Source organism: Microvirga arsenatis (assembly GCF_009910705.1).
Classification (GTDB): Bacteria; Pseudomonadota; Alphaproteobacteria; order Rhizobiales; family Beijerinckiaceae; genus Microvirga; species Microvirga arsenatis.
The window spans coordinates 1-20302 of record NZ_JAAAXJ010000018.1; the positions used below are offsets into that span (position 1 = coordinate 1).

General features: G+C 60.0%; 20 protein-coding genes and 5 pseudogenes. 16 read left to right on the plus strand and 9 right to left on the minus strand.

Features of this window, described 5'->3' with window-relative positions:
• Window positions 1-650: PAQR family membrane homeostasis protein TrhA (gene trhA / locus GR303_RS20530; protein WP_161747599.1), on the plus strand; the 650-nt coding region annotated here is incomplete at its 5' end.
• 187 nt (window positions 651-837) lie between these two features.
• On the opposite strand, the pseudogene GR303_RS24915 reads toward trhA, so the two are convergent.
• Window positions 838-1062 (minus strand): annotated as a pseudogene (locus GR303_RS24915) (IS3 family transposase); the annotation flags it as partial.
• Between the two features lie 397 nt (window positions 1063-1459).
• Between GR303_RS24915 and GR303_RS25505 the strand changes: the two are divergent.
• The 5 genes and pseudogenes from GR303_RS25505 (at window position 1460) to GR303_RS20555 (ending at window position 4393) form a co-directional block, all read left to right on the plus strand.
• Window positions 1460-1729, plus strand: a complete 270-nt coding sequence (locus GR303_RS25505; RefSeq protein ID WP_425487130.1) for a PilZ domain-containing protein — start codon at window positions 1460-1462, stop codon at window positions 1727-1729.
• On the plus strand, window positions 1695-2024 hold the full coding sequence (locus GR303_RS24390) for a hypothetical protein (RefSeq protein WP_201752172.1): 330 nt from the start codon (window positions 1695-1697) through the stop codon (window positions 2022-2024). Before GR303_RS25505 ends, GR303_RS24390 begins: the two co-directional genes overlap by 35 nt.
• Window positions 2025-2126: 102 nt before the next feature.
• Window positions 2127-2399 (plus strand): annotated as a pseudogene (locus GR303_RS20545) (SWIB/MDM2 domain-containing protein).
• 1229 nt (window positions 2400-3628) lie between these two features.
• On the plus strand, window positions 3629-3907 hold the full coding sequence (locus GR303_RS20550) for a DUF3303 family protein (protein WP_161725586.1): 279 nt from the start codon (window positions 3629-3631) through the stop codon (window positions 3905-3907).
• 36 nt (window positions 3908-3943) lie between these two features.
• Window positions 3944-4393 carry a cupin domain-containing protein gene (locus GR303_RS20555; protein ID WP_161725584.1) on the plus strand — a complete coding sequence of 150 codons (450 nt, stop codon included), beginning with the start codon at window positions 3944-3946 and terminating at the stop codon, window positions 4391-4393.
• Between the two features lie 753 nt (window positions 4394-5146).
• Here GR303_RS20555 and GR303_RS20560 read toward each other — a convergent pair.
• Window positions 5147-5344, minus strand: a complete 198-nt coding sequence (locus tag GR303_RS20560) for a hypothetical protein (protein WP_161725583.1) — start codon at window positions 5342-5344, stop codon at window positions 5147-5149.
• A gap of 214 nt (window positions 5345-5558) precedes the next feature.
• Between GR303_RS20560 and GR303_RS20565 the strand changes: the two genes are divergently transcribed.
• On the plus strand, window positions 5559-5936 hold the full coding sequence (locus GR303_RS20565) for a hypothetical protein (RefSeq protein WP_161725582.1): 378 nt from the start codon (window positions 5559-5561) through the stop codon (window positions 5934-5936).
• Here the strand turns inward: GR303_RS20565 and GR303_RS20570 are convergent.
• Window positions 5922-6128, minus strand: coding sequence for a hypothetical protein (locus tag GR303_RS20570; RefSeq protein ID WP_161725580.1), 207 nt, complete (start codon window positions 6126-6128; stop codon window positions 5922-5924). The genes GR303_RS20565 and GR303_RS20570 overlap by 15 nt on opposite strands.
• Before the next feature lie 290 nt (window positions 6129-6418).
• Entirely contained in the window at window positions 6419-6658 is a 240-nt protein-coding gene (locus tag GR303_RS20575) for a BrnA antitoxin family protein (RefSeq protein ID WP_161725579.1), read from the minus strand.
• A gap of 1000 nt (window positions 6659-7658) precedes the next feature.
• Between GR303_RS20575 and GR303_RS20580 the strand changes: the two genes are divergently transcribed.
• Entirely contained in the window at window positions 7659-9488 is a 1830-nt protein-coding gene (locus GR303_RS20580; protein ID WP_161725577.1) for a calcium-binding protein, read from the plus strand.
• 182 nt (window positions 9489-9670) lie between these two features.
• Here the strand turns inward: GR303_RS20580 and GR303_RS20585 are convergent.
• Window positions 9671-10397: pseudogene (locus GR303_RS20585) on the minus strand (IS6 family transposase).
• A 182-nt stretch (window positions 10398-10579) separates the two neighbouring features.
• On the opposite strand from GR303_RS20585, the gene GR303_RS20590 reads away from it, so the two are divergent.
• The 3 genes from GR303_RS20590 (at window position 10580) to GR303_RS20600 (ending at window position 13312) form a co-directional block, all read left to right on the plus strand.
• Window positions 10580-10939 carry a hypothetical protein gene (locus tag GR303_RS20590; RefSeq protein ID WP_161725576.1) on the plus strand — a complete coding sequence of 120 codons (360 nt, stop codon included), beginning with the start codon at window positions 10580-10582 and terminating at the stop codon, window positions 10937-10939.
• A gap of 44 nt (window positions 10940-10983) precedes the next feature.
• Window positions 10984-11199 (plus strand): hypothetical protein, encoded by a 216-nt coding sequence (locus tag GR303_RS20595; protein WP_161725574.1) that lies wholly within the window; start codon window positions 10984-10986, stop codon window positions 11197-11199.
• A 1318-nt stretch (window positions 11200-12517) separates the two neighbouring features.
• Entirely contained in the window at window positions 12518-13312 is a 795-nt protein-coding gene (locus GR303_RS20600; RefSeq protein ID WP_161725573.1) for a M10 family metallopeptidase C-terminal domain-containing protein, read from the plus strand.
• A 150-nt stretch (window positions 13313-13462) separates the two neighbouring features.
• On the opposite strand, the gene GR303_RS20605 is transcribed toward GR303_RS20600, so the two are convergent.
• On the minus strand, window positions 13463-14812 hold the full coding sequence (locus tag GR303_RS20605) for a cytochrome c peroxidase (protein WP_161725571.1): 1350 nt from the start codon (window positions 14810-14812) through the stop codon (window positions 13463-13465).
• Window positions 14813-14816: 4 nt separating this feature from the next.
• On the minus strand, window positions 14817-15668 hold the full coding sequence (locus GR303_RS20610; RefSeq protein ID WP_161725569.1) for a hypothetical protein: 852 nt from the start codon (window positions 15666-15668) through the stop codon (window positions 14817-14819).
• A 109-nt stretch (window positions 15669-15777) separates the two neighbouring features.
• Between GR303_RS20610 and GR303_RS20615 the strand changes: the two genes are divergently transcribed.
• Window positions 15778-16437, plus strand: a complete 660-nt coding sequence (locus GR303_RS20615; protein ID WP_161725568.1) for a Fe2+-dependent dioxygenase — start codon at window positions 15778-15780, stop codon at window positions 16435-16437.
• Between the two features lie 138 nt (window positions 16438-16575).
• On the opposite strand, the gene GR303_RS25510 is transcribed toward GR303_RS20615, so the two are convergent.
• Both GR303_RS25510 and GR303_RS24395 read right to left on the minus strand, forming a co-directional pair.
• Entirely contained in the window at window positions 16576-16977 is a 402-nt protein-coding gene (locus tag GR303_RS25510; RefSeq protein ID WP_161725595.1) for a calcium-binding protein, read from the minus strand.
• Window positions 16965-17203, minus strand: a pseudogene (locus GR303_RS24395) (IS6 family transposase); the annotation flags it as partial. The pseudogene GR303_RS24395 and the gene GR303_RS25510, both read right to left, overlap by 13 nt.
• A 390-nt stretch (window positions 17204-17593) precedes the next feature.
• Here GR303_RS24395 and GR303_RS24920 point away from each other — a divergent pair.
• The 4 genes and pseudogenes from GR303_RS24920 to GR303_RS20645 form a co-directional block, all read left to right on the plus strand.
• Window positions 17594-18208, plus strand: a pseudogene (locus GR303_RS24920) (AAA family ATPase); the annotation flags it as partial.
• Window positions 18209-18433: 225 nt separating this feature from the next.
• A complete protein-coding gene (locus GR303_RS20635) occupies window positions 18434-18643 on the plus strand; it encodes a cold-shock protein (protein WP_161725563.1) in 210 nt (69 codons plus the stop codon).
• Window positions 18644-18741: 98 nt separating this feature from the next.
• Window positions 18742-18921, plus strand: coding sequence for a hypothetical protein (locus GR303_RS20640; protein ID WP_161725562.1), 180 nt, complete (start codon window positions 18742-18744; stop codon window positions 18919-18921).
• Between the two features lie 567 nt (window positions 18922-19488).
• Window positions 19489-20220, plus strand: a complete 732-nt coding sequence (locus GR303_RS20645; RefSeq protein WP_161725560.1) for a restriction endonuclease — start codon at window positions 19489-19491, stop codon at window positions 20218-20220.
• The last annotated feature ends 82 nt before the right edge of the window (window positions 20221-20302 follow it).

Consider the following 20302-nt stretch of genomic DNA (forward strand, 5'->3'; position numbering starts at 1 on the left):
AGGGTCCGTCATGGCGTGGTCTCCAATGGGACCCTGGCGCTCCAACGCCCGAATCCCGTTTTGTGGGCTTCAACACCCGGAGACTACGCCACCCTCTCAAAAGTCCACCACATCCCAGACGGCACCCGTGGGAGTTCGCGTCAATTCTGATCTATGGCGTCAGCCTTCTGACGGCTCTCACTGTCTCGGCTCTGTATAACCTTTGGCCAGTCTCATCCGTCAAATGGATGCTGAGACGGTTTGATCATTCGGCCATCTACCTCCTGATTGCCGGCACTTATACGCCGTTCATCACTCAAATGAAGGCGAACGCGGAGTCTCTGGCACTGTTGCTCGGTATCTGGCTTACTTCATTTGTAGGAATCCTCCTCAAACTCCGCTTTCCAGGCCGTTTCGACCGGCTCTCGATCCTGCTCTACATGTTCCTGGGATGGAGCGGCGTGATGACTTATGAATCCTTCTTCGGCGCACTTCCAGGATCCACCCTGTGGCTTCTTGCCATCGGCGGCAGTCTCTACACGGTCGGCGTAGTGTTCCATCTCTGGGATGACCTGCGCTTTCAGAATGCTGTCTGGCATGGCTTCGTCCTTGTCGCGGCAGCCTGCCACTATGGGGCCGTGCTCGATTGCATGGTGCTTGCCCAAGCCTGACGTGCGTCATGACGGAGCACAATCAGCCTGGACTTGCGATTTGCTCCTGGTCACCAAGTCCGTACTGTTGCGTAGGGAGGCAAGGCGCTCCACGTCTTCTTGATCGGTTAGCATTGTCCGTCGTCGGAGTTTTTGAGACAGCGGGCGCTTTGAGCTAAGGGAGACTCTGGCTCATCCGGGCTGCAGATTAAGCGACCTGCCTCTGGTGCTGCAAGCGGCGGCTTTGGATGGTCTGCCGCTTGATCCTTTTGCGTTGCTTCAGAATGGCCTGTCCGCGTCCGAAGGAGACGTCGGCAGGCGTGAGATCGTCGAGGTTCTCGTGGTAACGCCGGTGACTGTCATGCGCCACAACGGCCTCGGTCTGCGCCTCCAAACCACCCGGCAGAAAGGAGTTCTCCAGCCGAACCCAGTTCCAGACCCGCATGGGGCAGAGCCGCCGATCCTCCAGAGCCTCAGGGCCGCCGGGCTGGTCGAGATCGACACCTGTAGAAAGTGGCCCTCGCGAGGCGGTCGAGCCCACGGACGCGGACTGCTCCGTGAGGGCACCGCTGACGGGAACAACCATCGTCCAGCCGAGCAGGTTGGGCTTGGCTCGCCACAAGACGTGCGGCTGCCAAACCACCTACTGCGTCTGTTAGTGCCGGTGGGCTATTGATCGGATTGCTCGTGCGGCTTTGACGGCTGTGGGCACCGATCGATCGCGAGAAATTATCATAGTGGCCCATGGGGACTGCTATGGAACTCAGCCGTTGGCAGCGTCATTCCCAAGCCTATGCATTGAGATAGAGGCATCGATCCAGAGGGAGGTTATGTCTAGGCAGGGCGAGCGCCGCGCACATCATCGGCGGCCAACGTCACTCAGGGCACAGGTTCTGCAGGGGATCGGATCGCTAGGCTTGAGTTGTACCGTTCGCGACATCTCGGCAGGTGGGGCTGGATTAATCTTCGCAGAACCGACCGAGCTGCCGGCAATGTTTGTCCTATCCGTACCCGATCTGGACCTTATAGTTGCGGCTCACCTGAGATGGAGCCGGGACGGGCGACATGGTGTATCGTTCGTATGGCCGCAGCATCAGTAGCGCGCAAGTAGGCACTTACCAAGGAGACCCTATGGCGAGAAAACCGCAAGACGAGGAAGCTCAAACCGATACCAAGGCTCAGGCCAGCACCCCTCAAATCGACCGGCTTGAGAGCCTTGCCAACACGGCTGCGACAGCCGCTCAGGCGAGGCAGTGGCGAGCCCGCCAATATGGCCTACGGGAGCAGGAAGAGGCCTCGGAGGTGCGCTCTCTGAAGCATGATGCAGAGGCCCGAGCACAGGCCGAGGCGGCGATGAAGCGGATGATGGCCAACCCCAAAGGCAAGCGTCGCTAGTTCAATGCTGAGGGTGCGATTAGCGGACCGTCTAACCTTCGCTGGCCATGGTCCGGCCCTTCGCCCGTGCAAGGGAGTGCAGCGTAACATAGGAGTTCTACAATGGCAGAAGCCTCCAAAACCAAGAGGCCGAACGCAGCTCTCGCAACGCCACTGCAGCCCACTAACGATCTTGCCGCTATTGTTGGATCGTCTCCCCTGCTCCGCACGGAAATAGTGAGTAAGGTGTGGGCGTACATCAAGGCTAATAACCTCCAGAGCCCTGCGAACGAGCGCTAAATCCTGGCAGTTGACAAGCTGCGTCGGGTCTTTGGTGGCAAGGACAAGGTCAGCATGTTTGAGATGAACGAGCACTTCGCCCAGCACCTCTCTTAACCTTCCGTTATTAGGGCACGCTGACCTGCACGAATTGTTAGGCTTAGTTGTCTGACGATGCGGGCAACGCGCGTATTGCGTATGCCCGTACATTTTCCATAGCTCCCAATGCTTGGAGCCGGCCCTAGCTGAGAGCCCTTCCCCTCTCGGCCGGGGCTTTTTCCTTCGTCATTTGCCGGTCGATGGCACGAGACCGTTTTGAGGCGCGTGAACCATTTGAGGCTGTTCATCTGCTGGAGCGGCTACCAAATGTGCCCGCCTGGGTGGTGGCGGATTGCGGCTATTCCAGTCACAGCTTCCACAAGCGCATCTGAAGCAGTGGAACCGCGGTTGTACGTCAGATGCGTTGCACGTATTTCAGCCGCGCAGCGAAGAGCTGCCGATAATGAATAACAACGTAAGGGAAATTCGATGAATGTTAGTCATGCACAGCTCGCGATCCTCAAGCTGCTGGAGGTAGGGCCGGCGAGACGGGTCTACAGAACAACGCGTATGGGCGACTCCTCCTGGGTGCATTCGGGCAGACCATCTCCGATCACTCAGGCGCTGCACCGTCTTCTTCATGGTCGGATATGCGACCGTGAGTGAGGCCGATAAGGATTCTGCGTTGATCACTGAACGGGGTTTGGCGGTTCTCGGTGAGAGAGATTCCTCAAGCCTGAGAATGGCTGCATAGGGCGCCCCCAGAACCGTCTCGATGAGGTAGGTTATTTCAATGGCCGACGCGATTTAGTAACAAAAAGAAATGGGGCCTGAGCGACCCCTCATTTTTCGCCCGTTACCTTTCGAGCTTAGGATGTGTGTATCCTTATCGACTGGGGCCGTTAGCATCTGAGCGCGTCGCCTTTGATCGAAGGGAACGATGATGCTGACAGGCATGCCGTTGACGTAAATTATCAATCCACCTCAGATTTGAGCTGCAACTCTCCAGGCGCGAGAAGCGCTAGCCACGCCCGCAGCAGCTGCGCCATCATGAAATGCCGAAGGTGTGCTGAGGGTCTTGTGGCCAGGGTGATGTTTCATCAGCGATGAGCATAAAGACTTTGCGATGTTCCGTAAGTCCCCTCGCCCGAGCTCCGGGGCAATTTTCCTACTTTTTTGAGGAACACACACGCTGGCGCCCATATCCTTTTGCGCAAGGCCCCTCCCGGTCAGAACTGTTTAATATGGTCGGCCTCGGCGGTCCTTAGCGCGCCTCAATGTGGAGCCGCCGAAAGATGGAGGCATCCATGTTGTTTGTTGTCATTGGCAAGCCAAAGGCTGCGAGTACAGGCAAGGAACGGATCGCCCGCCGCATGAGCTGGCAATATCCTGCGGGTATGCAGATGGTTGCAGAATACTGGCCGATGTCCACTGAGGTGGCGGTGGCCGCGGCGGATCATGTGGCCTCAATCATGCAGGCAATCGTGGATTGGGATGATGTCTTTGACTTGTCCGTCGTGCCCGCAATGACAGCCGAGCAAGGTCTGGAAATGGCGAAGCAGATGCAGACCGGCACCTCCGCCTGAGCCAACCAGCTCCGCATGTGACGTGAGGAGAATACGATGCGCGACGAGCTCTCTGGCCCTGGTGTTCACGAGTGGTTGGGTGTGCGCTACAAGACGATCCTCACTTCCGCCGAGACGGGTGGAGCGATGGCCATCGTGGACAGCATAAGCCCAGCCGGCAGCGGCCCTCCTCGGCATGTTCATGAGCGCGAGGACGAGGCCTTCGTCCTCCTGACTGGAGAGTGCGAGTTCTGGCTTGAGGGCCAGACCTTTAGAAGGGGAGCGGGCAAGGCAGTCTTCATCCCACGTGGGCGTGAACACACGTTCCGGGTTGTGGGAGATCAACCCTGCCGTCATCTGGTCGTTCTTACGCCCGGCGGGTTTGAGAGCTTCTTCGCGGATATGGCGCAAGGTGGCTTTCGTATTCCTGAGGACATGGAGCAGATCGGCGCCTCAGCGGCGCGGCACAACCTGCGCTTTACTGGCCCTCCACTCGGAGCTGAGTGACCAGAACTCTGCGTCTTGACTTGCGCCAGGCCCCCTCCCCTCAGCCGAGGTGCGGTCCGCCTCCTGGCCGGCCTGCTCGAGGGCCCGCGCCAGATCGCCGAGCGACTGGGTCACAGCCTGTCTGCCAGCCAGCTCGGCCCGTGATTGCTCAACCCGGTGCAGCAGTTCGCCCGGTGGAGTTTGGTCTGCTGTGGAGTCGGTGCCGGAGGTCGTGGGCTGATCGGAGGAGTTCATGGTCGGTAGAGGATGCAATCGCGGCAGTTGACAAGCAGGACCAGACCACCCGGCGGGCCGAGGCATCAACAACGGCCAGACCCGCACCCGGTCACAAGTCCAATCCTCAGTGCCATACCACAAGCTCTGTTGGCTGGGGAGTTGGAGTCCCTGCAGGACGCCGAAACGCCGCAGGATGATCTCTTGGAGCCGTGCTTGATTTGGTGCGCCACCACCATAGCTCAAAGCCAACTTATGTTAATCGATGCAGGCGGCGATCCATTGTTACTTCGACTACTCGAGATGCCGATGGTCCCGAAGACTCCTGTCGACCGCGTGCTCCTGTGCATCGTGCTGGCGGCAGCCTTCGTGGCCGGGCTGATCTGCTCTGAACTCCCATGACCGGCCCACGCAGGCTCCACCTTCTCCGCTGCCCTGGATGAGCGGCGTGGAGCGCCCTGGGGCGCTTCCCCACATCCCCTAAATGGGTTCATCCAGGCTAGACACTGGCCTGGTCTGCGCCTTCCGGACGAGGCGCTGCTAGCCGTCCTCTAAACAGCGGATGTGATACTGATACCCGGCATCGCCCACTGGGAGCAGACGCTCGACACGCCAGGTTCGATGCTCCTCCTGCTCGTCGAACGAGGTCACGAGGTGGAGGAAGCCTTCCGCCGCGTTCTGTGGGGCCGTTTTCGAATTGAAGTGAACGCGATCATCGACCTTGAAGCGGTGCGGCATCGTCCTTCCCTGAGCAAAGCATTCAACCTTGGCACCTGGCGCACCATCTCCCTGAATCAAGGGCGGGTTAATCATTCCGGATCGCGGCTGCCGCTCAAGGCGGTGCAATGGTGGATCGGAAGCCGAAAGCACCGGGCTCGCCTCGATCTCGCCCTCACCAAGCCTAAGTTCCGGATTTGCCTCAGCCGGCAAACCAGAGTGTCAGGGAGATCAGATGCTCTTCGACTCGCCTCTTCCCCTCGAAGCGGTCCCGCAGCGGGCCAGGCGTGCCATTCTCGAGGTGTTCGACGGCCGCTGGCCGACGGTCCGGGAGGTCGCCCGGATCTCCGACAAGCAATGGCTTGCCACGCCGGGCGTGGGCGCGACTGTTTTGAGCGCCCTTCGCCAGGTTGCGCCCTCCGAGCATGAAGCGGACAATCGCCCCTGCACCTCCCGTCTGTCCGACGAGAAGCTGCTGGCGCGCCTCGAGCGCCTGCAGGACGAGCTTCGAAGCATAGAGCGGCTGGTCAGGGTCAGGCTCAGCGACCCACCACAAGGCGGGATCCGCGGCCGGCAGCCGAAGGCGCTCTCCGCTGGGTCACCGTTGGCTTGAGCGCACCGACATCCGTTCGGCGTCGTCGAGCTTCTCGACGAGAGCCATCAGCTGACGAGGATAAGCCTCTTTGAGAATGTCCGCATAGATGCCCTGGAGAAGGTGGCCTATCCCCGCCGCGGTCTGGCTCGGCGGCAGCTCAAGGGTGTTGGGAAGCCGCAGCCCCCGGATCTGCTCATCGTCAGCCAACATGGCCCGGCTTCTCGGACCTAGCATTCCCCTTGCCATCGGGGAGCCAACCCCGCTGGACGGATCGGGCTTCAGCGTAGCCGCCGGTATCAATCCTCTGCCTCGGAAGGCCTGCTCCGGAGCATGGCCCGGATCCTTCGCCAGAACCGTCTCTTGATGCGAGCAATCTCGCCACGACGCCCTTTGACAATACGCTCGGATCGGCGCTGGAAAGCCTCCTACGCGTCACCGTTGGTTTTCGAGCGGATGCTGCGGCGGGCCATAGCCTGACCTCCTGTTCCGGCTTCGTCGCCTCAGTCCTTACCGGCTGCCTTGCGGAGGGCTGCATTGATCCGGTCCTGCCAGCCCGGACCATCCTCCTGGAAGAACTCCAGCACATCCTGATCAATCCGCAGGGTGACGGTCTCCTTCACGCCAGGGATCGCGGCAGCCTTCGGAGGACCCTCGATCGGCTTGGTCGTGGCCTTGTTGAAGGCTGCCTCAGCGGCCTTCAGTGGGTCGCTGGGGCGCCGTCCGCTTGGTGATCTCGACATCATCTCTCTCCCATTTTCCTTCGATAATTCGCGAGAAGCGCCTCAACCACTGGACGATCCCGCGCCTTGTGGCTGCTCGGGCGGGAGCGCCGATCGTGCGCAAGATCCATGCAATCTATTTGGCTCGGTTCCGGTCCATGCCAAACAAAATCATCGGTGCCGCTCAGATAAAGCGGCGCGTACTGGCTGACCATCCTGATCTCAGCCTGTCTCACAAGTCTCTGAGCCTACCCCTCGACTTGAAGCGGCTCTGGATCGGCTGTTGCAGGGTATTCGGCATAGCCGAGGCGGATGAGATTACGGTTAAGCCAAACTATGAGCCATGAAGACAAGCCTGACTTGGCGACAATCGTCGACCTCAAACCGGCCTTCTCGTTCCAAGCTCCTGCATGACTTGTTGAAGATGCTCAGGTCATGAGGAGGAAAAAGCCATTTCAGGCGACCTTCCGCTCCCGCGGCAGGATTTGACCCTTGGGACAGCACTGCTCCACCAAAGGCTCCAGCATGGCTCCTCCTCAAACAGGGCGAGCAAAACGCCTCCAGGTGCAAAGGGTTCAAGTCATAACAAGCCGTAGTATATATTTTCTCATCCCTGTTCTATATCAGGTCGTTAAGGTGCTATTGCTGGTGTTAGCGATGCAAGCTAAGAAGATATACTTCCTGACGAAGTGGAACCTGGGACCGGAGCACGTGAGCGGCTACTTTTTGTCAGGATTTTTCTAATGATACAACACTCAGCTTCATGGTCCGGCGTATCGGTAGTTCCACCCAAAAACCAGAACGTCTCCATCGGCAGATGCCGGAAGCAGCCGGAATCTTTGCTCAAACGTGGAGCACCCGAATTTCCGAAAGTCTGTAAACTTTACGGCCTAGCCCACTGCTGACGCTCGCCAAAAGCATTGCACTGATGTCGCACCAAACCAGAAGAACCTTTTCCTGTCTTTGAAGGCAAGGTATGTATCACCGCGGGAAAGAACTGCTTCCCTTGGGGTGAAAAGGCATGGCTACGGACGGCAACGATACTGTCAGCGTTTACTCGTACGGCATCAAGAATGCGAGTTTCGACGGTGGGCCTGGGCAGGACACCCTCCGGCTCATGGGAGGCGGGTTCTTCGACCTCACGCAGGCGGCTTCCTTCGCCAACTTCGAGATCATTCAGGGCACGGGAAGCCACGACGACATCCTCGTCAGCGGCACACAGCTCGCTGGCGTTCAGACCATCGATGCCGGCGGCGGCGAGAATGATCTGTTCCTCGTTGGGCCGACAGTGGACCTGGCAGGCAAGTCTGTCCTGGGCTTCAGCAGCATTAGCCTAGCAACAGACGGAATGACCGTACGGACCAACAGCCTCGATGTCGCGCTCCTGCTTCGCGGACGGTACGCCGACAACGATGGCCTGATCCTCGACGGCGCGACCCTTACCGACGCGCAGCGTCTGCTTCTCCTCGACCGGGGGATTGACCGCATCACCGACGCTTCGGGCGTGACTACCGTAAACGAGGCCGCCCAAGTTTCAGGCCTGGCCGGGGAGCGGATCATCGTCCAGAACGGGCCATACATCCTCCTCGACGCAGGTCGCGATGCAGTCATCACGGACGACCGCGGAGCGATCAGCTCCCTGTCAGTGAGCTTCAGATACCCGAACCTGCACAATGTGGACGGCAGGTTCATCCTGACCGCCACGGATCGGGTCACCTACGAGACCTATAACTCCTTCGCCCACTCCGTCTACGTCGATGGCATCCTGATCGGCGAGTACCGGGACGTCGGCGAGTTCTCATTCACGTTCAACAATAATGCGACGCCTGAGCGGGTTACTGAGGTGCTGCGGGCGGCCGCCTTCCAAGCCGGGTTCCTGGGCTATCCCCCGGCAGCCGAGGCCGCGGTCGATATCCGCGTCACCGATGCCGGCGGACGTGTGACGGTGACCTCGATGACGCTGGAGAACGCTAACGATGCGCCGGTGGGCCTCCAGCTCACCTGGGGCAGGGTCGCCGAGGACGCCAAGACCGGCTGGTACGTGGGGCGGCTCTCGGCGGGCGACCCCAACTGGGGCGACTACGAGACCCTTCGGTTCTCGCTGGTCGACGACGCAGGCGGGCGGTTCAAGATCGTCGGTGACCAACTGGTCGTGGCCGATGCTGCCAAGATCGATTACGAGCAGGCAAAGACCCATCAGGTGGTTATCCGGGTGACGGACCGCAGAGGTCTCTATCAGGAGAAGGCGTATACCATCACGGTCACCGACGTCGTCGCGGAGAAACTCATCGGCACCAGTGGATCGGAGCCTCTGCTCGGGGGGCGCGGCAAGGACAGTCTCTATGGCGGAGCCGGGCACGACGTTCTGTCCGGTGGGACCGAGGACGATGTGCTTCAGGGCGGTTCCGGCAACGACGTGTTGAAGGGCGGCGCTTCAGCCGACAGGCTCTACGGCGGTACGGGCCATGACATCCTCTTTGGCGGGAACGGTCAGGACCATCTGCACGGCGGCTCCGGAAAAGATGCCTTTGCGTTCACCTCGACGGCCTCCCGAGCCAACGTCGACCGGATCGCCGACTTCAACGTGAGGGACGACCTGATCTACCTCGACAACAGGATCTTCACCAAGCTCGGAAAGAAGGGATCTGAGACATTCCCTGCTGGCCTGTCGGCGCAGTTCTTCACGGTGGGCGAAAAGGCCAAGGACAGGAACGACTATGTCATCCATGACAGGAAAAATGGCTTGCTCCTGTACGATGCGGATGGCTCGGGCACCGGCCACAAAGCGGTGGAAATTGCGACGCTGTCCAAGAACCTGACCATTTCCGCATCGGACTTCTTTGTGATCTGAGGCTGTGCTGATGCACCGTGGGGAGGTCCTTAACACAACGTCCCTGAGGAACCGAGCACAAGGAACTCAAGGAGGGCAATGGCCTCGCGTGCTTGGTTCGGGATGTCGACTCATGGCACATTCGAGGTTCTGTCGCAATTTTTGGTGGTCGAGAAGGAAAGGCCAGAGTGAACCGCAGACTGCTATGCAGCGTGCTGCCCGAACTGCTCGGCGAGGGATAGCTGCGAACTGTGGGTGTACTTCGCCTGCCTCTTCCGCTTTATGTGAACCATCTCAATCCCGCCCAGGATGGCCCGAGCGCTGTACATGGATTTGAAGCCGAGCATCGGGCGAATCCGTCTTTCGACGGCACGATGATCCTGCTCGATACAAGTGTTGAGGAACTGACTCTGCCGAATCATGATTTGAATGAGCGGATGTCTTGAGCCATCCTGTAGACGGCTTCCTGTAGACGGCTTCCTGTAGATGGCTTCCTGCATCACACGACAAGATCGCTTCGCGATTGGTCTGGCTTTCGTCCATGACGATCCGCTCAGGCCGATCGTGCCGCTTGAGCGCCTTGCGCAGGAACCGTTTGGCAGCAGCCGGATTGCGCCGCTCGCTAAACCAGAACTCAACTGTGTCCCCGTTGCTGTCGATTGCTCGGTAAAGATGCATCCAGCGGCCCCGGACCTTGATATAGGTCTCGACGATGTGCCACTTGCCAGTGACGGCTCGCTTACGACGATTGAACCGCTCCAGCAGCTTGGGTGAATACTGGGCAACCTATCCGTGAATGGTCGCGTGGTCGACGGAAATGCCTCGCTCGGCCATCATCTCATCAAGGTTTCTCAGGCTCAGATTGTAAGCTAGGTATCAGCCGACACAGAGCAGGATCACAGATTGATCAAAATGCCTGCCCTTGAACACGCTAGCCCCCACCCTTGAGCCCAGGGAGGAATAGATGAAACTCTGAAGCAAATTCTCGCGACAGATTCAGTTCTGAGGCGCTTGAGCGGACCTGGTCTTTCCAGGATCAAAGACACAGAGACATCCCAGCCGGAGTGTGCGAGGTCGTCATGGTGAGAATGCTACCAGTCGTTGCTACCTTCATGCCCGTGCTGCTCATGGGCGGCGCGGCTTACGCGCAACAGGGTTCTCCTGGAACCCTCCCGGAGCAAATACCGCCAACAGCCCAACGAACTCCGATGGGTCATATCAGTGGCATCGCGCTCGCCGCGATCTTGGCAGCGATGCCTGAGATCCAGAAATTTGGCATGGACGTGAAAGATTACAATTTCAGGGTCTCTGACGCAGGTGATTATATAGTTGTATTCCTTGAGTACAAAGAACTCCATCCCGCGATGAAGAATGCAACAGGCGTGAGGGGAAGCAGGGGGCTGAGGCCCAGTTTCTCCGTTGCCCTGGAGAAAGCCAGCCTGAAGCCGGTTCGGGCGAACTTCGTCAGGTAGCCCTCTGCTGGACAGAATACCACGCTGAAGGACCTGTGCCCGCCATGGCGAAGTTCCCGGAGGGCCACCGCCTGTTTTATGCCGCGGAGTTCGGCGAGCCGTCCGACAATGTGCTTCGTATCGCGGTGGTGGAGGCCGGCGCTGGGGATGAGCCTGCCATGATGCAACAGTCGATAGTCCGGCTCAAAGACGGCCTGCCTGCGGATCAAGCTGATGTCACGCTTCCGTGCCTCTCAGGAGTGCCTCAGTGCCGCCGTTGAGCAGGGGATGAAGGGCGATTCTGAATCGACCGAGAGCCGCATACTCAGTCAGCAAGCACAGGAGCGCCCGTTGCTGGATGGTCGTGCCAGAGCCAACCGCAGGCTCATTTGCTAAGTCGACGCATACCAGCAACTTGCCCGTTATACCTGCCGGGGCAATGGTGAGGCCGACGTGCTCTTGATCATACCAATCCGCCGCGAAGGCTCCCCCTCCGCCTAAGATATTCACAGGTGCGTGCGACGAGAGGGTATTCGCCAAGCGCGCGGCTGAAAGCAGTGAGGGCGTCACGTCTGCGAGACAGCCTTTGCGCGATTGGATCCTGCTCGGGGTGAACTTGGACTGGAAGCAGGGCGAGGTGGTGCTCAGCGTCTCCTGGCGTGGCGAAGCCAATTCTATATAGGGCCCATGTGGCTCTTCCGAATTTGAAACACCAAAGCCAATCTCGTTCTCCCCCGTCGACATCCTGATGAACCTTGCATCATCTGGGTCGGCATCGGCAAAATTCACGGAACGAGCCTCAAGGAATAAGTCGACTCAACGGCCTCAGACGCTGAGGCTGATGAGCGTTACTCGACCATCCTTCCTGGAGAGACAGAGGTAAGGGTTCCCCCCGCCCTTGCGCGGCAAACGACCCTTGCGCGCTTCGCCAGGCCGAAAAAGCGCACGATCGACACACCACTCGTCCCGAGCAGCCCAGTATCTCGCCTCATAGGGCTCAGGGTACCTCAGAGCTTTCGCTCCATAGCGTGCCGTCAGGATGGCCATTCCCACGGCGTAAGCGGTCGCTGCATTCGGCAGGACGTCACTCACCTCCAGACATGAGTCCGTTCCCTGGCGTCGCTCGGGAGCGAGCTGGCAGGGCGGAACGGGCTTTGCCGCTGCTGGCAAGGCTGAATCCTGACCCCATCCCGCAGTCGGAGCAAAAGGCGCCATCAGGATGCCAAGCCAAATCGCTGTCTGAAAAGGACTCATCGAGTGCTCCCGGGATCCCAATCGAGCATACGCTGCGTTGCCTCCCTGTCCAGGCCGAGGACAGAGCCATGCTGGCGTCCCTCGCGAGATGCGGCTTCCCCAACAGTGACCAGTTTGCCGCGCAAGGCCGGGACGAAGGCTCAGCTTATCAGCCGTACTCGGCCAGCGCGCAGGAACGATTAAAAGAGTGACCTGCTCCGTTCGAGACTTCAACTGCGCCTGCCCGAATGTTGCAGTGGTTACGGGGGGCCTCGTTGTGTGTGCAAAAGCACCTCCAGTGGGGCAATGCGCCGCTAGGTTCGTCTAAGACAGCAATGACACCCAGCAGCGGGTCCAGGAGGGGCAATGGCTCAGGTTATCTATACGGGACCATATCAGTTGCGGTCGCACAATTTTGATGTCAGCAAGCTCATTAGGGGGCTCTGGTATGAGCAGAGCCCGACATCCTTCAAGGCCGTGACTGGCTCGCAAGGGCAGTTCTGGATCGAACTGCAAGGCACAGGCTTCACCTTCGCAGCCTCAGGTCTTCCCATCAGTGGAACTGTAACGAGGTTTACCTCAGTCGATAACTCTGGGAATAGCTTCTCCATAACCGATCTGAATATTCCCGCGACAGAGCTGATTGCCGTAGCTTCAACCTCCAACCCGAATGACCACGTGAAGCTCTATAAGTCGATCCTCTCCGGGAACGACGTAATCAGGGGCGGCAAGTCCGGTGATCTGGTCGAAGGCTTCAATGGCAATGACATTCTGATCGGTTCGGCCGGCTCGGATGACCTCTGGGGCGGCAAAGGTGCTGACCGGTTTGTGTTCGAGTCTGTAAACGACTCGCGAGTCCCTGGCCGCGGAATAGATTTCATTCTGGATTTCTCGCGGTCTCAAGGCGACAAGATCGACCTCTCGTCGATCGACGCCAAGACAGGGATTGCCGGCAACCAAGCCTTTCATTTCATCGGCACAGCCGAATTCTCCAAGGTGAAAGGTCAACTCCGGTACGAGCCGACGAAGCTCAAGATTGGGTGCGGTGACGTCGTTCAGTGGTCGAGGGTTCAGGCTGACACGAATGGCGACGGCAAAGCCGATTTCGAAATCTCTATCGATAAGGTCGGCTCAATTGCGAAGAGCTACTTTATTCTGTGACTAAACCTTCGTCCGGGCCGCTCTTTTCCTTCAAGCCCATCGATACGTTGCGTAGGGCCGACATTCGCGGTGCCTTCCTGACGCTCGCCTCATTCCCGATCCCCCGGCGCTTCTCTGACGGCGAACCGGATCCGCTTCGCTGGACACGGCTCAAGGCTCCACCTGCACGGTAAGGCGCATCTCCGGGTGAACGCCGCAGATGGCGTCGTAGCGGCCCGGCTGGTCGAACCCGACCGTGACCGTGTCGCCCGGGTTCTGCGCGTCCGAGTTGACGCTCATGCCGGGGCCGTCGATCCGTACGTTGTGGACACGCGTGTCGTCGTTCACGATCCGCAGCACCTCGCCGACCTTGAGCAGCACCGCGCCGGGCGTGAAGCGCCGGTTCTTCTGCCCGACGAATGTAGTGGCGGCTTGCGCGTCGCCGCCGAGGGCGATCGTGCGGGCCGGCAGGCTCGCCGGGCGCGGCGGGTCCTCGCTCGACAGGGTGCTGAGGAACGCGACGAGCTGGGCGCGCTCCGTCGCGTTCAGCTCAATCCGCCGAGGCAGGTCAGCCGACACGGTTGGGCGCTCGATCACCCGATCGGCATAGTGGTCCACCACATCTTCCAGGGTCGTGAGCGAGCCGTCATGCGTGTAAGGCGCGGTCCAGACCCGCTCGCGCAGGCTCGGGGTTTTGAAGGCATTGTCGACTTCCTTCAGCCCTAGAACCGCCCCGCGGCCGGGATCCGTGCCAGGCAGGCCGATGTCGTGGAAGGCCTCGTCGGTGAAGCGCCAGCCTGTGTGGCAGCTCACGCATCTGGCCCTGCCGACGAAGAGCCTGAAGCCTGCCATCTCATCCTGATCGAGAGCATCGTCGTTGCCCTTGACCCACCGGTCGAACTTCGTCTCGGGCGAGACGAGGGTGCGCTGGAACGCCGCGAGCGCCTTCAGGATATTGTCCCGCGTGACAGTCGGGTCCTCCGGGAAGGCCCTGGCGAAGCTGCGGCTCGCGCTTGCATCCGCCGCCAGGATCTCGACCGCGCGGCGAACGTCGCCGGCCATCTCGCGCTTGTTCAGGATCGGCTCCGCCGCCTGAGCCTCCAGGCCTGCGGCGCGACCGTCCCAGAACCACGAAAGGCCCCAGGCGGTGTTCCAGAGGGACGGGGTGCGCCGGTCGAGGGGCTGCCCGTCGTGGCCCTCATGGCGCGGGACGCCGTCCGTGAACGAGAGCTCGGCCTGGTGGCAGGTGGCACAGGAGACGGTGCCGTCGCCGGACAGGCGCGGATCCTCGAACAGCATGGCGCCGAGCGCCACCTTCTCCGGTGTAGTCGCGTTGCCGGTCGGCATTGGCGCATATTCGGGCCGGGCGAAGACTCGGCGCCAATGATCGGCATCGAAGGTGCCGGAACCGGCCCGCACGCTGGCCGAGAATGCGCCGAGACACAGACCGGCCAGCCCAAGGCCGGCAAGCGCGAGGCCTGCCAGCCTCAGACCGGGTTCGAAGCGGCGGGTGCGGGGCATGGTCCTACCGGAACTTGCCCAGCTGCAGCTCGAACTTGGACACGGCGCTCAGGAACTCGCCCGCATCCTTCACGGCCTTCTGGGGCGGCATAGGCGTCGGGAAGGTCGCCTTGAGGTCGCTGAGGCTTGCGCGGAGCGCCTTCATGGCCTCGGCGTCCTTGGCCGCCAGCGCGTCGGCGACAGCGCCGACGAGGCGGTCCACCTCGTATACGAAGCCGCGCGCATCCTGGTACTCTACCACGTTGGCGATGCGGCCGTTCTCGACCGCCTCCTCGTATTCGTCAGAGGCCTGCTGCAGGGTTTCGAGTGCCGTCTCAAGCACGAAGTAAGGCTTGTTCTCCTCCTTCGCGAGTACGGCGGACTCCGCCGCTGCGAGGCGCTCCTCGAGTGTCGCGCGGGCGCGCGCGTAGGCTTCCTTGTTCTTGGCCTTGACGGTCTGGGAGAGCGCCTTGAGGGTGGTCTGGAACGGCCCTACCCCGTAGGCCTTCAGGTCGTTGCGGAGCGATGCGTAGATCTCTTCCTCGGGATGCAGGAAGTGGGGCAGGGCCTCCTTCCAGCGGCCGGCCTCGATCAGCTCGCCGCCGATGAGAAGATGACCGCGGATCATCGCGATGCCGCGGGCGAGATGCAGGCTCGCGGGAAGCTCGGCAGCGCCGCCTTCGCCCTCGCCGTCCCGGGTGGCCGGCATCGCGGCTCCGCCGTGGCCCTGGTGCTGGGCGAGTTGGACGAGACATTCGTCCGCCCTGGCCTCAATGGCGAATGCCAGCTGAGCCGGCGACGCGGCGGCTTGCGTCGCCGCCGGGGTGGCGATCAGGACCGCCGTGCTCAAGTTCGTCCAGATCTTCCGTCGCTTCATCGGTTGTCCCTCGACTTTCGAGGCCAGTTTGGAATGCTTAAAAACTACCAGCCTTTACAAGCAGTTAGCTGCATTCTATGGCGTCTGAAGGCAACAAGGTTCTTCATCTATGGTGATCACCATCGCGGACGTGCTGTCGCCGGTCGACGTCCAGGACATCCGATCCACCCTCGCGGCCATGCGCTTTGAGGACGGCCGCGCCACAGCTGGATGGAGCGCCAAGCTTGTGAAGGAGAACGAGCAGGCCAAGGAAGGGCCGGCGCTCGGACTGCTGCGCGAGCGGGTGTCGAAAGCCATCCTCAGCAACGTGGTGTTCAGCCTCGCGGCGCGGCCGAAGGCACTCACGCCCCTCCTCTTCAGCCGCTACGGCGGCGGTCAGCATTACGGCACCCACGTGGACAACCCGCTCATGGACGGCATCCGGACGGACGTGTCCTTCACGCTCTTCCTGGTCGACCCCGACTCATATCACGGCGGCGAGCTGGTGATCGAATCCGTGTCCGGTGAGGAAGAGGTGAAGCTGCCCGCCGGCTTCCTCGTGGCCTATCCGTCCACGAGCCTGCACCGGGTCGCGCCGGTCACCCGGGGCGAACGGCTGGTGGCGGTAAGCTGGGCGCAGAGCTATGTGCGCGACTCCGCCCGGCGCGAGATGCTCTTCGATCTGGAGAACGCCAAGCGCGGCTTGTTCGCGACATCCGGCAAGACGCCTGAGTTCGACCTCCTGGCGAAGACGAGCGCCAACCTTTTCCGCATGTGGGCAGAGACGTGAGGCTGGCTAGATCTGTTCCCATGTAAGTGGAAACAGATCTAGTCCAATACCGGGCGGAGCTGACGAAAGTACCTGACCGCGGGAGGTCGGTACCGCTGTGCGTGTGTGCGTGTTGAGCGGCGTCGCAGCGTGCAGGCTCTAGAAGAGGTAAGAGTCAGAGGCTTTAAGAGATAGGTGAGGCTTCAGCTTCGAAAATCTGAAGCCATCGCCACCCTCGCTGCTGCTCCAATCTGTCGAAAACCACACATCACCAGTTTTGGGATTGTATGCGATCTTGGTGTCGCCGTTCCAGTTCTTCAGGCCATAGGCGGACGGTTTTGATTTGTGATACCCGCGCTTCATGGCACAGCCGTCCAAATCGAGGTCACACTTGACTGTATCGTAGCGCGAAGAGAAATCCATGACAGTTGTGATGTCTCGGGGGCCAAGATCAGCCTTCACGACAAAGGTGTTGCGCCCGGCGCCACCATAGAGAAGGTCCCGGCCGCCGCTGCCATTTAGAACATCGTTTGCTGCGCCCTGCCTCAGACCTTGATGTATGTCTCATCGATGTACCATTTGCCAGTGACAGCGCGCTTACAAGGATTAAAGTGCTCCGGCAGCTCGAGCGAGTAGCAAACAAACCAGTGATCCTCCATCCCATGATCGACGGAGATGCCCCGCTCCGCCATCACCTCTTCCAGGTTCACAGGCTGAGACTATAAGCTAAGTACCAGCGGCCGCGGCGCAGGATCACCGGTCGATCAAAATGCCTGCCCTTGAACATGCTACCTTCCGTGACTGAAGTGAGGGAGCAATAGCTGGAGCTCTGAAACAAACTGTTTGCGACGGGTCTCGGCAAGGACGCCCAGGTTCGCGACTTCCTGGTCTTCGCCGACGAGGTGCACCGTTCCAGCGGCAGCCTGAATGACTATCCTCTCGGCTTCGTTGAGGACTGAGTCTTTGAACTGATCGGTGCGATGACCGGCAATCCGAGCGTCCTCCTTACCCCTACCCTCGTGTCATACGTGACAATCTTCCGGCCTGAGCCACAAACAGTCGTGGACATGAAGGATGTCGTGGCTCGCACCGCGGCCCATTTAAGGAGAAGGAGGTTTCGGTCACTGCTGAGGAAGCGGCTCTCGCGCAACTCACTGCCCATGCGCACGGCGATGCCAGGTGCGCACTCACAGCCATCAACCGGCTGACGTCCCAAGCCACTGTTGGCTCAACGCTTTCGATCACAAGCGAGATGGTAGCAGACCTGTTCCCGTCGTTGCCAGTTTTGCATGACCGGAACGTCGATCAGCACTACCAATCTCTCAGCGCCTTCATCAAATCGATGCGAGGCAGTGATCCCGATGCGACCCGATACTGGCCCGCAAAGCTGATTCATGCCGGCGAAGATACGAGGTTCATCGCCCGGCGCATTATGATCCATACGTCAGAGGACGTGGGCGTAGCCGACAACACCGCTCTACAAACGGCCGTTCCGGCGCTCCATGCTGTACAGCACATTGGCTACCCGGAGGCACAAATTGTTCTGGCGCATGCCGCCCTGCATATCTGCCGGGCTCCGAAGTAAAATCCGGTATGCCGTGGGATCGGTCGAGCAATGGCCTACGTTCAATCTGCTCCGCTGATTCCCGTGCCGCTGGGTCTGCGCGGCGCTCACTACGCGAGTGCGAAAACGCTTCATGGCTATGGCGGTTACGTCTTCCCTCGTGACGATGTTGGAGGTTGGATAGAGCAGGAATATGCTCCAAGTATCACACCTAGCCAGTTTTATTAGAGCGACAGCTGGGCCCCGAATACATTCGAAGGGCGTGCGGATCAGTTCTGGGCAGGGGTCACCGGCCAGGAGCAGCCGCGGCACCCGTAGGAGCGTTAATCCTGATCTTGCCTCTATATTGCCACGGCCTCCGTGTCCAACTAGCCTCCTTCCCGTGACGACCTGTCACTAGAGGGCGGAGCATGATGTTCCGCCGGCGGGAACTACTAGGGACTAGAGACGAGAATGGCGACTGGTACTGTAAAATGGTTCAACGAGACCAAGGGATACGGCTTTATTCAGCCGGACACTGGCGGCAAGGACGTGTTTGTTCACATTTCGGCCGTGGAGCGCGCAGGACTTCGTAGCCTGAAGGACGGGCAAAAGATCTCCTACGAAATCGAACAGGACCGTCGCTCGGGGAAAGAGTCCGCGACCAACTTGCAGCAGGTCTAAGACCTCTCACATTTGCGGATTGCTCCGCCAACAAGATCAGCCGCTCCATTCTGGGGCGGCTTTTCTTATTGTGCCTGATCCAATGGAGAATCCTTACCATGGCAGCTTCCACGCCAGAGTTCCTCAGCGATGAGCGGTTCATCAACGAGCACCGCAAGATATTCGTGATGTTCATGGGCCGTGACGGCTACTCGGAAGAGATGTCGACCGAGGAACTCCCTCGCCGTCAGCAGACCGTCAAACTCGACGCCTGCCCAAGCGCCTATCCCCGGCTCTAACGTACCGACTCCGGCTTTGCCCTGCATCGGCGCAAGAAGATGGAGATCGCAGACATTTACCATAAGTCAGGGAAACATGCGTACTATGGCTACTGGCTTGCGCTCGGCATCAGGCCCGAGTGATTGGTCCTTGCTGCCCCGCCTATTACCAATCTGTCGAGGGAGAACTAGTTAGAGCGATCAACCCCTCTGACCCAGGACTGGAAGGAGACGCAGTGACTGCCCGCCTCATGGATATCCTAGACCGGGACGCGGCTATCCTGAGAGCTAAGGTGGCTGAAGTCATGCCGATTGCCGACGGCGAAGCACAGCGAGCTTGAGAGTGGATGATCCTCTTGCATACTGGGCTCTTTGTCATCCAGCGGGATGAGACCAGCTCTGCCGAAGAACGGCGACAGTTCGCCTGACAGATTCTCGAGAGGACCCGGATTACCAGAAAATAGCAGACGAAATATTCCTGTGAGTTTCGGCAGGCCTGCGGCTTCGCGAAGCCGCTGGTAACCGCAGCCAACTATCCAAAACTCTCGCAGTTATACTGAAAGCGGCCGCTGACTGCCGGATACGGGAATGTTTCGCTACCTCTGGAGACACAAGGCGTTCAGCGCCGTACTGCTCTTCCTCTTCGGCATCGGCTTGGATCTCCAGCCAACCGCCGCCTGGGCCGGGCTCGCGCTACTGCTGTTCCTGCGCCTGACCAAGGTTCACCCGCTTCTGCTGATCTATGATCTGACGGACCGGGCCGCGATCAAGCATATCCGGACGCTGGCAACCAAACGCGCCCATATGCTCTCGCCAGACGAATACGGGAATGTGTCTGAGGAGACATGGGACAAGCACCTCAACACCTTCATCAAGAAAACGCTCCTACCGGAGTTCCAGCGCAGGAAGGTCGACCATCTCCTCGCGAAGAACCCGAAGCGGTACGCGGGCCGCCTGAGGACGCGGATCAACCGGATCATCGACCGGCACCAGCCAGCCCAGCCCCTAGCTGAAGTTGACGAGACGATGACCGGAAGGGAGTTCGAGCTCTACTGCCGAGACATTCTGCAGGAGGCTGGGTGGCACGCTGCGCTTACGCCTGGATCGGGCGACCAGGGCGCCGACATCATCGCGGAGAAGGATGGCAGGCGGGTGGTCATCCAGTGCAAGTTCTACAACGGCGCTGTCGGCAACAAGGCCGTTCAGGAAGCATACGCCGCCGCTGCCTTTCATGATGCACCTTACGCCGTGGTGGTCACGAATTCGGTCTACACCAAATCCGCCCACCAGCTCGCCCAAAGAATGGCGTGCTGTTGGTGAACCATTCTGATTTGGAGAGGCTTGAACTGATCGTCACCAGCAGGGCAGGCTCCCCCTGATACAAGATCCGTTTCTACCGTTC

What these genes read in the sequence shown, in the direction of transcription:
- GR303_RS20615 (WP_161725568.1), top strand. Translation starts at nt 15,778, where the DNA reads ATGGTGATCACCATCGCGGACGTGCTGTCGCCGGTCGACGTCCAGGAC.
- GR303_RS20560 (WP_161725583.1), bottom strand. Translation starts at nt 5,344, where the DNA reads ATGCCGCACCGCTTCAAGGTCGATGATCGCGTTCACTTCAATTCGAAA.
- GR303_RS20550 (WP_161725586.1), top strand. Translation starts at nt 3,629, where the DNA reads ATGTTGTTTGTTGTCATTGGCAAGCCAAAGGCTGCGAGTACAGGCAAG.
- GR303_RS20575 (WP_161725579.1), bottom strand. Translation starts at nt 6,658, where the DNA reads ATGTCGAGATCACCAAGCGGACGGCGCCCCAGCGACCCACTGAAGGCC.
- GR303_RS20600 (WP_161725573.1), top strand. Translation starts at nt 12,518, where the DNA reads ATGGCTCAGGTTATCTATACGGGACCATATCAGTTGCGGTCGCACAAT.
- GR303_RS20595 (WP_161725574.1), top strand. Translation starts at nt 10,984, where the DNA reads ATGGCGAAGTTCCCGGAGGGCCACCGCCTGTTTTATGCCGCGGAGTTC.
- GR303_RS20570 (WP_161725580.1), bottom strand. Translation starts at nt 6,128, where the DNA reads ATGTTGGCTGACGATGAGCAGATCCGGGGGCTGCGGCTTCCCAACACC.
- GR303_RS20640 (WP_161725562.1), top strand. Translation starts at nt 18,742, where the DNA reads ATGGCAGCTTCCACGCCAGAGTTCCTCAGCGATGAGCGGTTCATCAAC.
- GR303_RS20565 (WP_161725582.1), top strand. Translation starts at nt 5,559, where the DNA reads ATGCTCTTCGACTCGCCTCTTCCCCTCGAAGCGGTCCCGCAGCGGGCC.
- GR303_RS20645 (WP_161725560.1), top strand. Translation starts at nt 19,489, where the DNA reads ATGTTTCGCTACCTCTGGAGACACAAGGCGTTCAGCGCCGTACTGCTC.
- GR303_RS20590 (WP_161725576.1), top strand. Translation starts at nt 10,580, where the DNA reads ATGCCCGTGCTGCTCATGGGCGGCGCGGCTTACGCGCAACAGGGTTCT.
- GR303_RS20555 (WP_161725584.1), top strand. Translation starts at nt 3,944, where the DNA reads ATGCGCGACGAGCTCTCTGGCCCTGGTGTTCACGAGTGGTTGGGTGTG.
- GR303_RS25505 (WP_425487130.1), top strand. Translation starts at nt 1,460, where the DNA reads ATGTCTAGGCAGGGCGAGCGCCGCGCACATCATCGGCGGCCAACGTCA.
- GR303_RS24390 (WP_201752172.1), top strand. Translation starts at nt 1,695, where the DNA reads ATGGTGTATCGTTCGTATGGCCGCAGCATCAGTAGCGCGCAAGTAGGC.
- GR303_RS20635 (WP_161725563.1), top strand. Translation starts at nt 18,434, where the DNA reads ATGGCGACTGGTACTGTAAAATGGTTCAACGAGACCAAGGGATACGGC.
- GR303_RS20605 (WP_161725571.1), bottom strand. Translation starts at nt 14,812, where the DNA reads ATGCCCCGCACCCGCCGCTTCGAACCCGGTCTGAGGCTGGCAGGCCTC.
- GR303_RS20610 (WP_161725569.1), bottom strand. Translation starts at nt 15,668, where the DNA reads ATGAAGCGACGGAAGATCTGGACGAACTTGAGCACGGCGGTCCTGATC.
- GR303_RS20580 (WP_161725577.1), top strand. Translation starts at nt 7,659, where the DNA reads ATGGCTACGGACGGCAACGATACTGTCAGCGTTTACTCGTACGGCATC.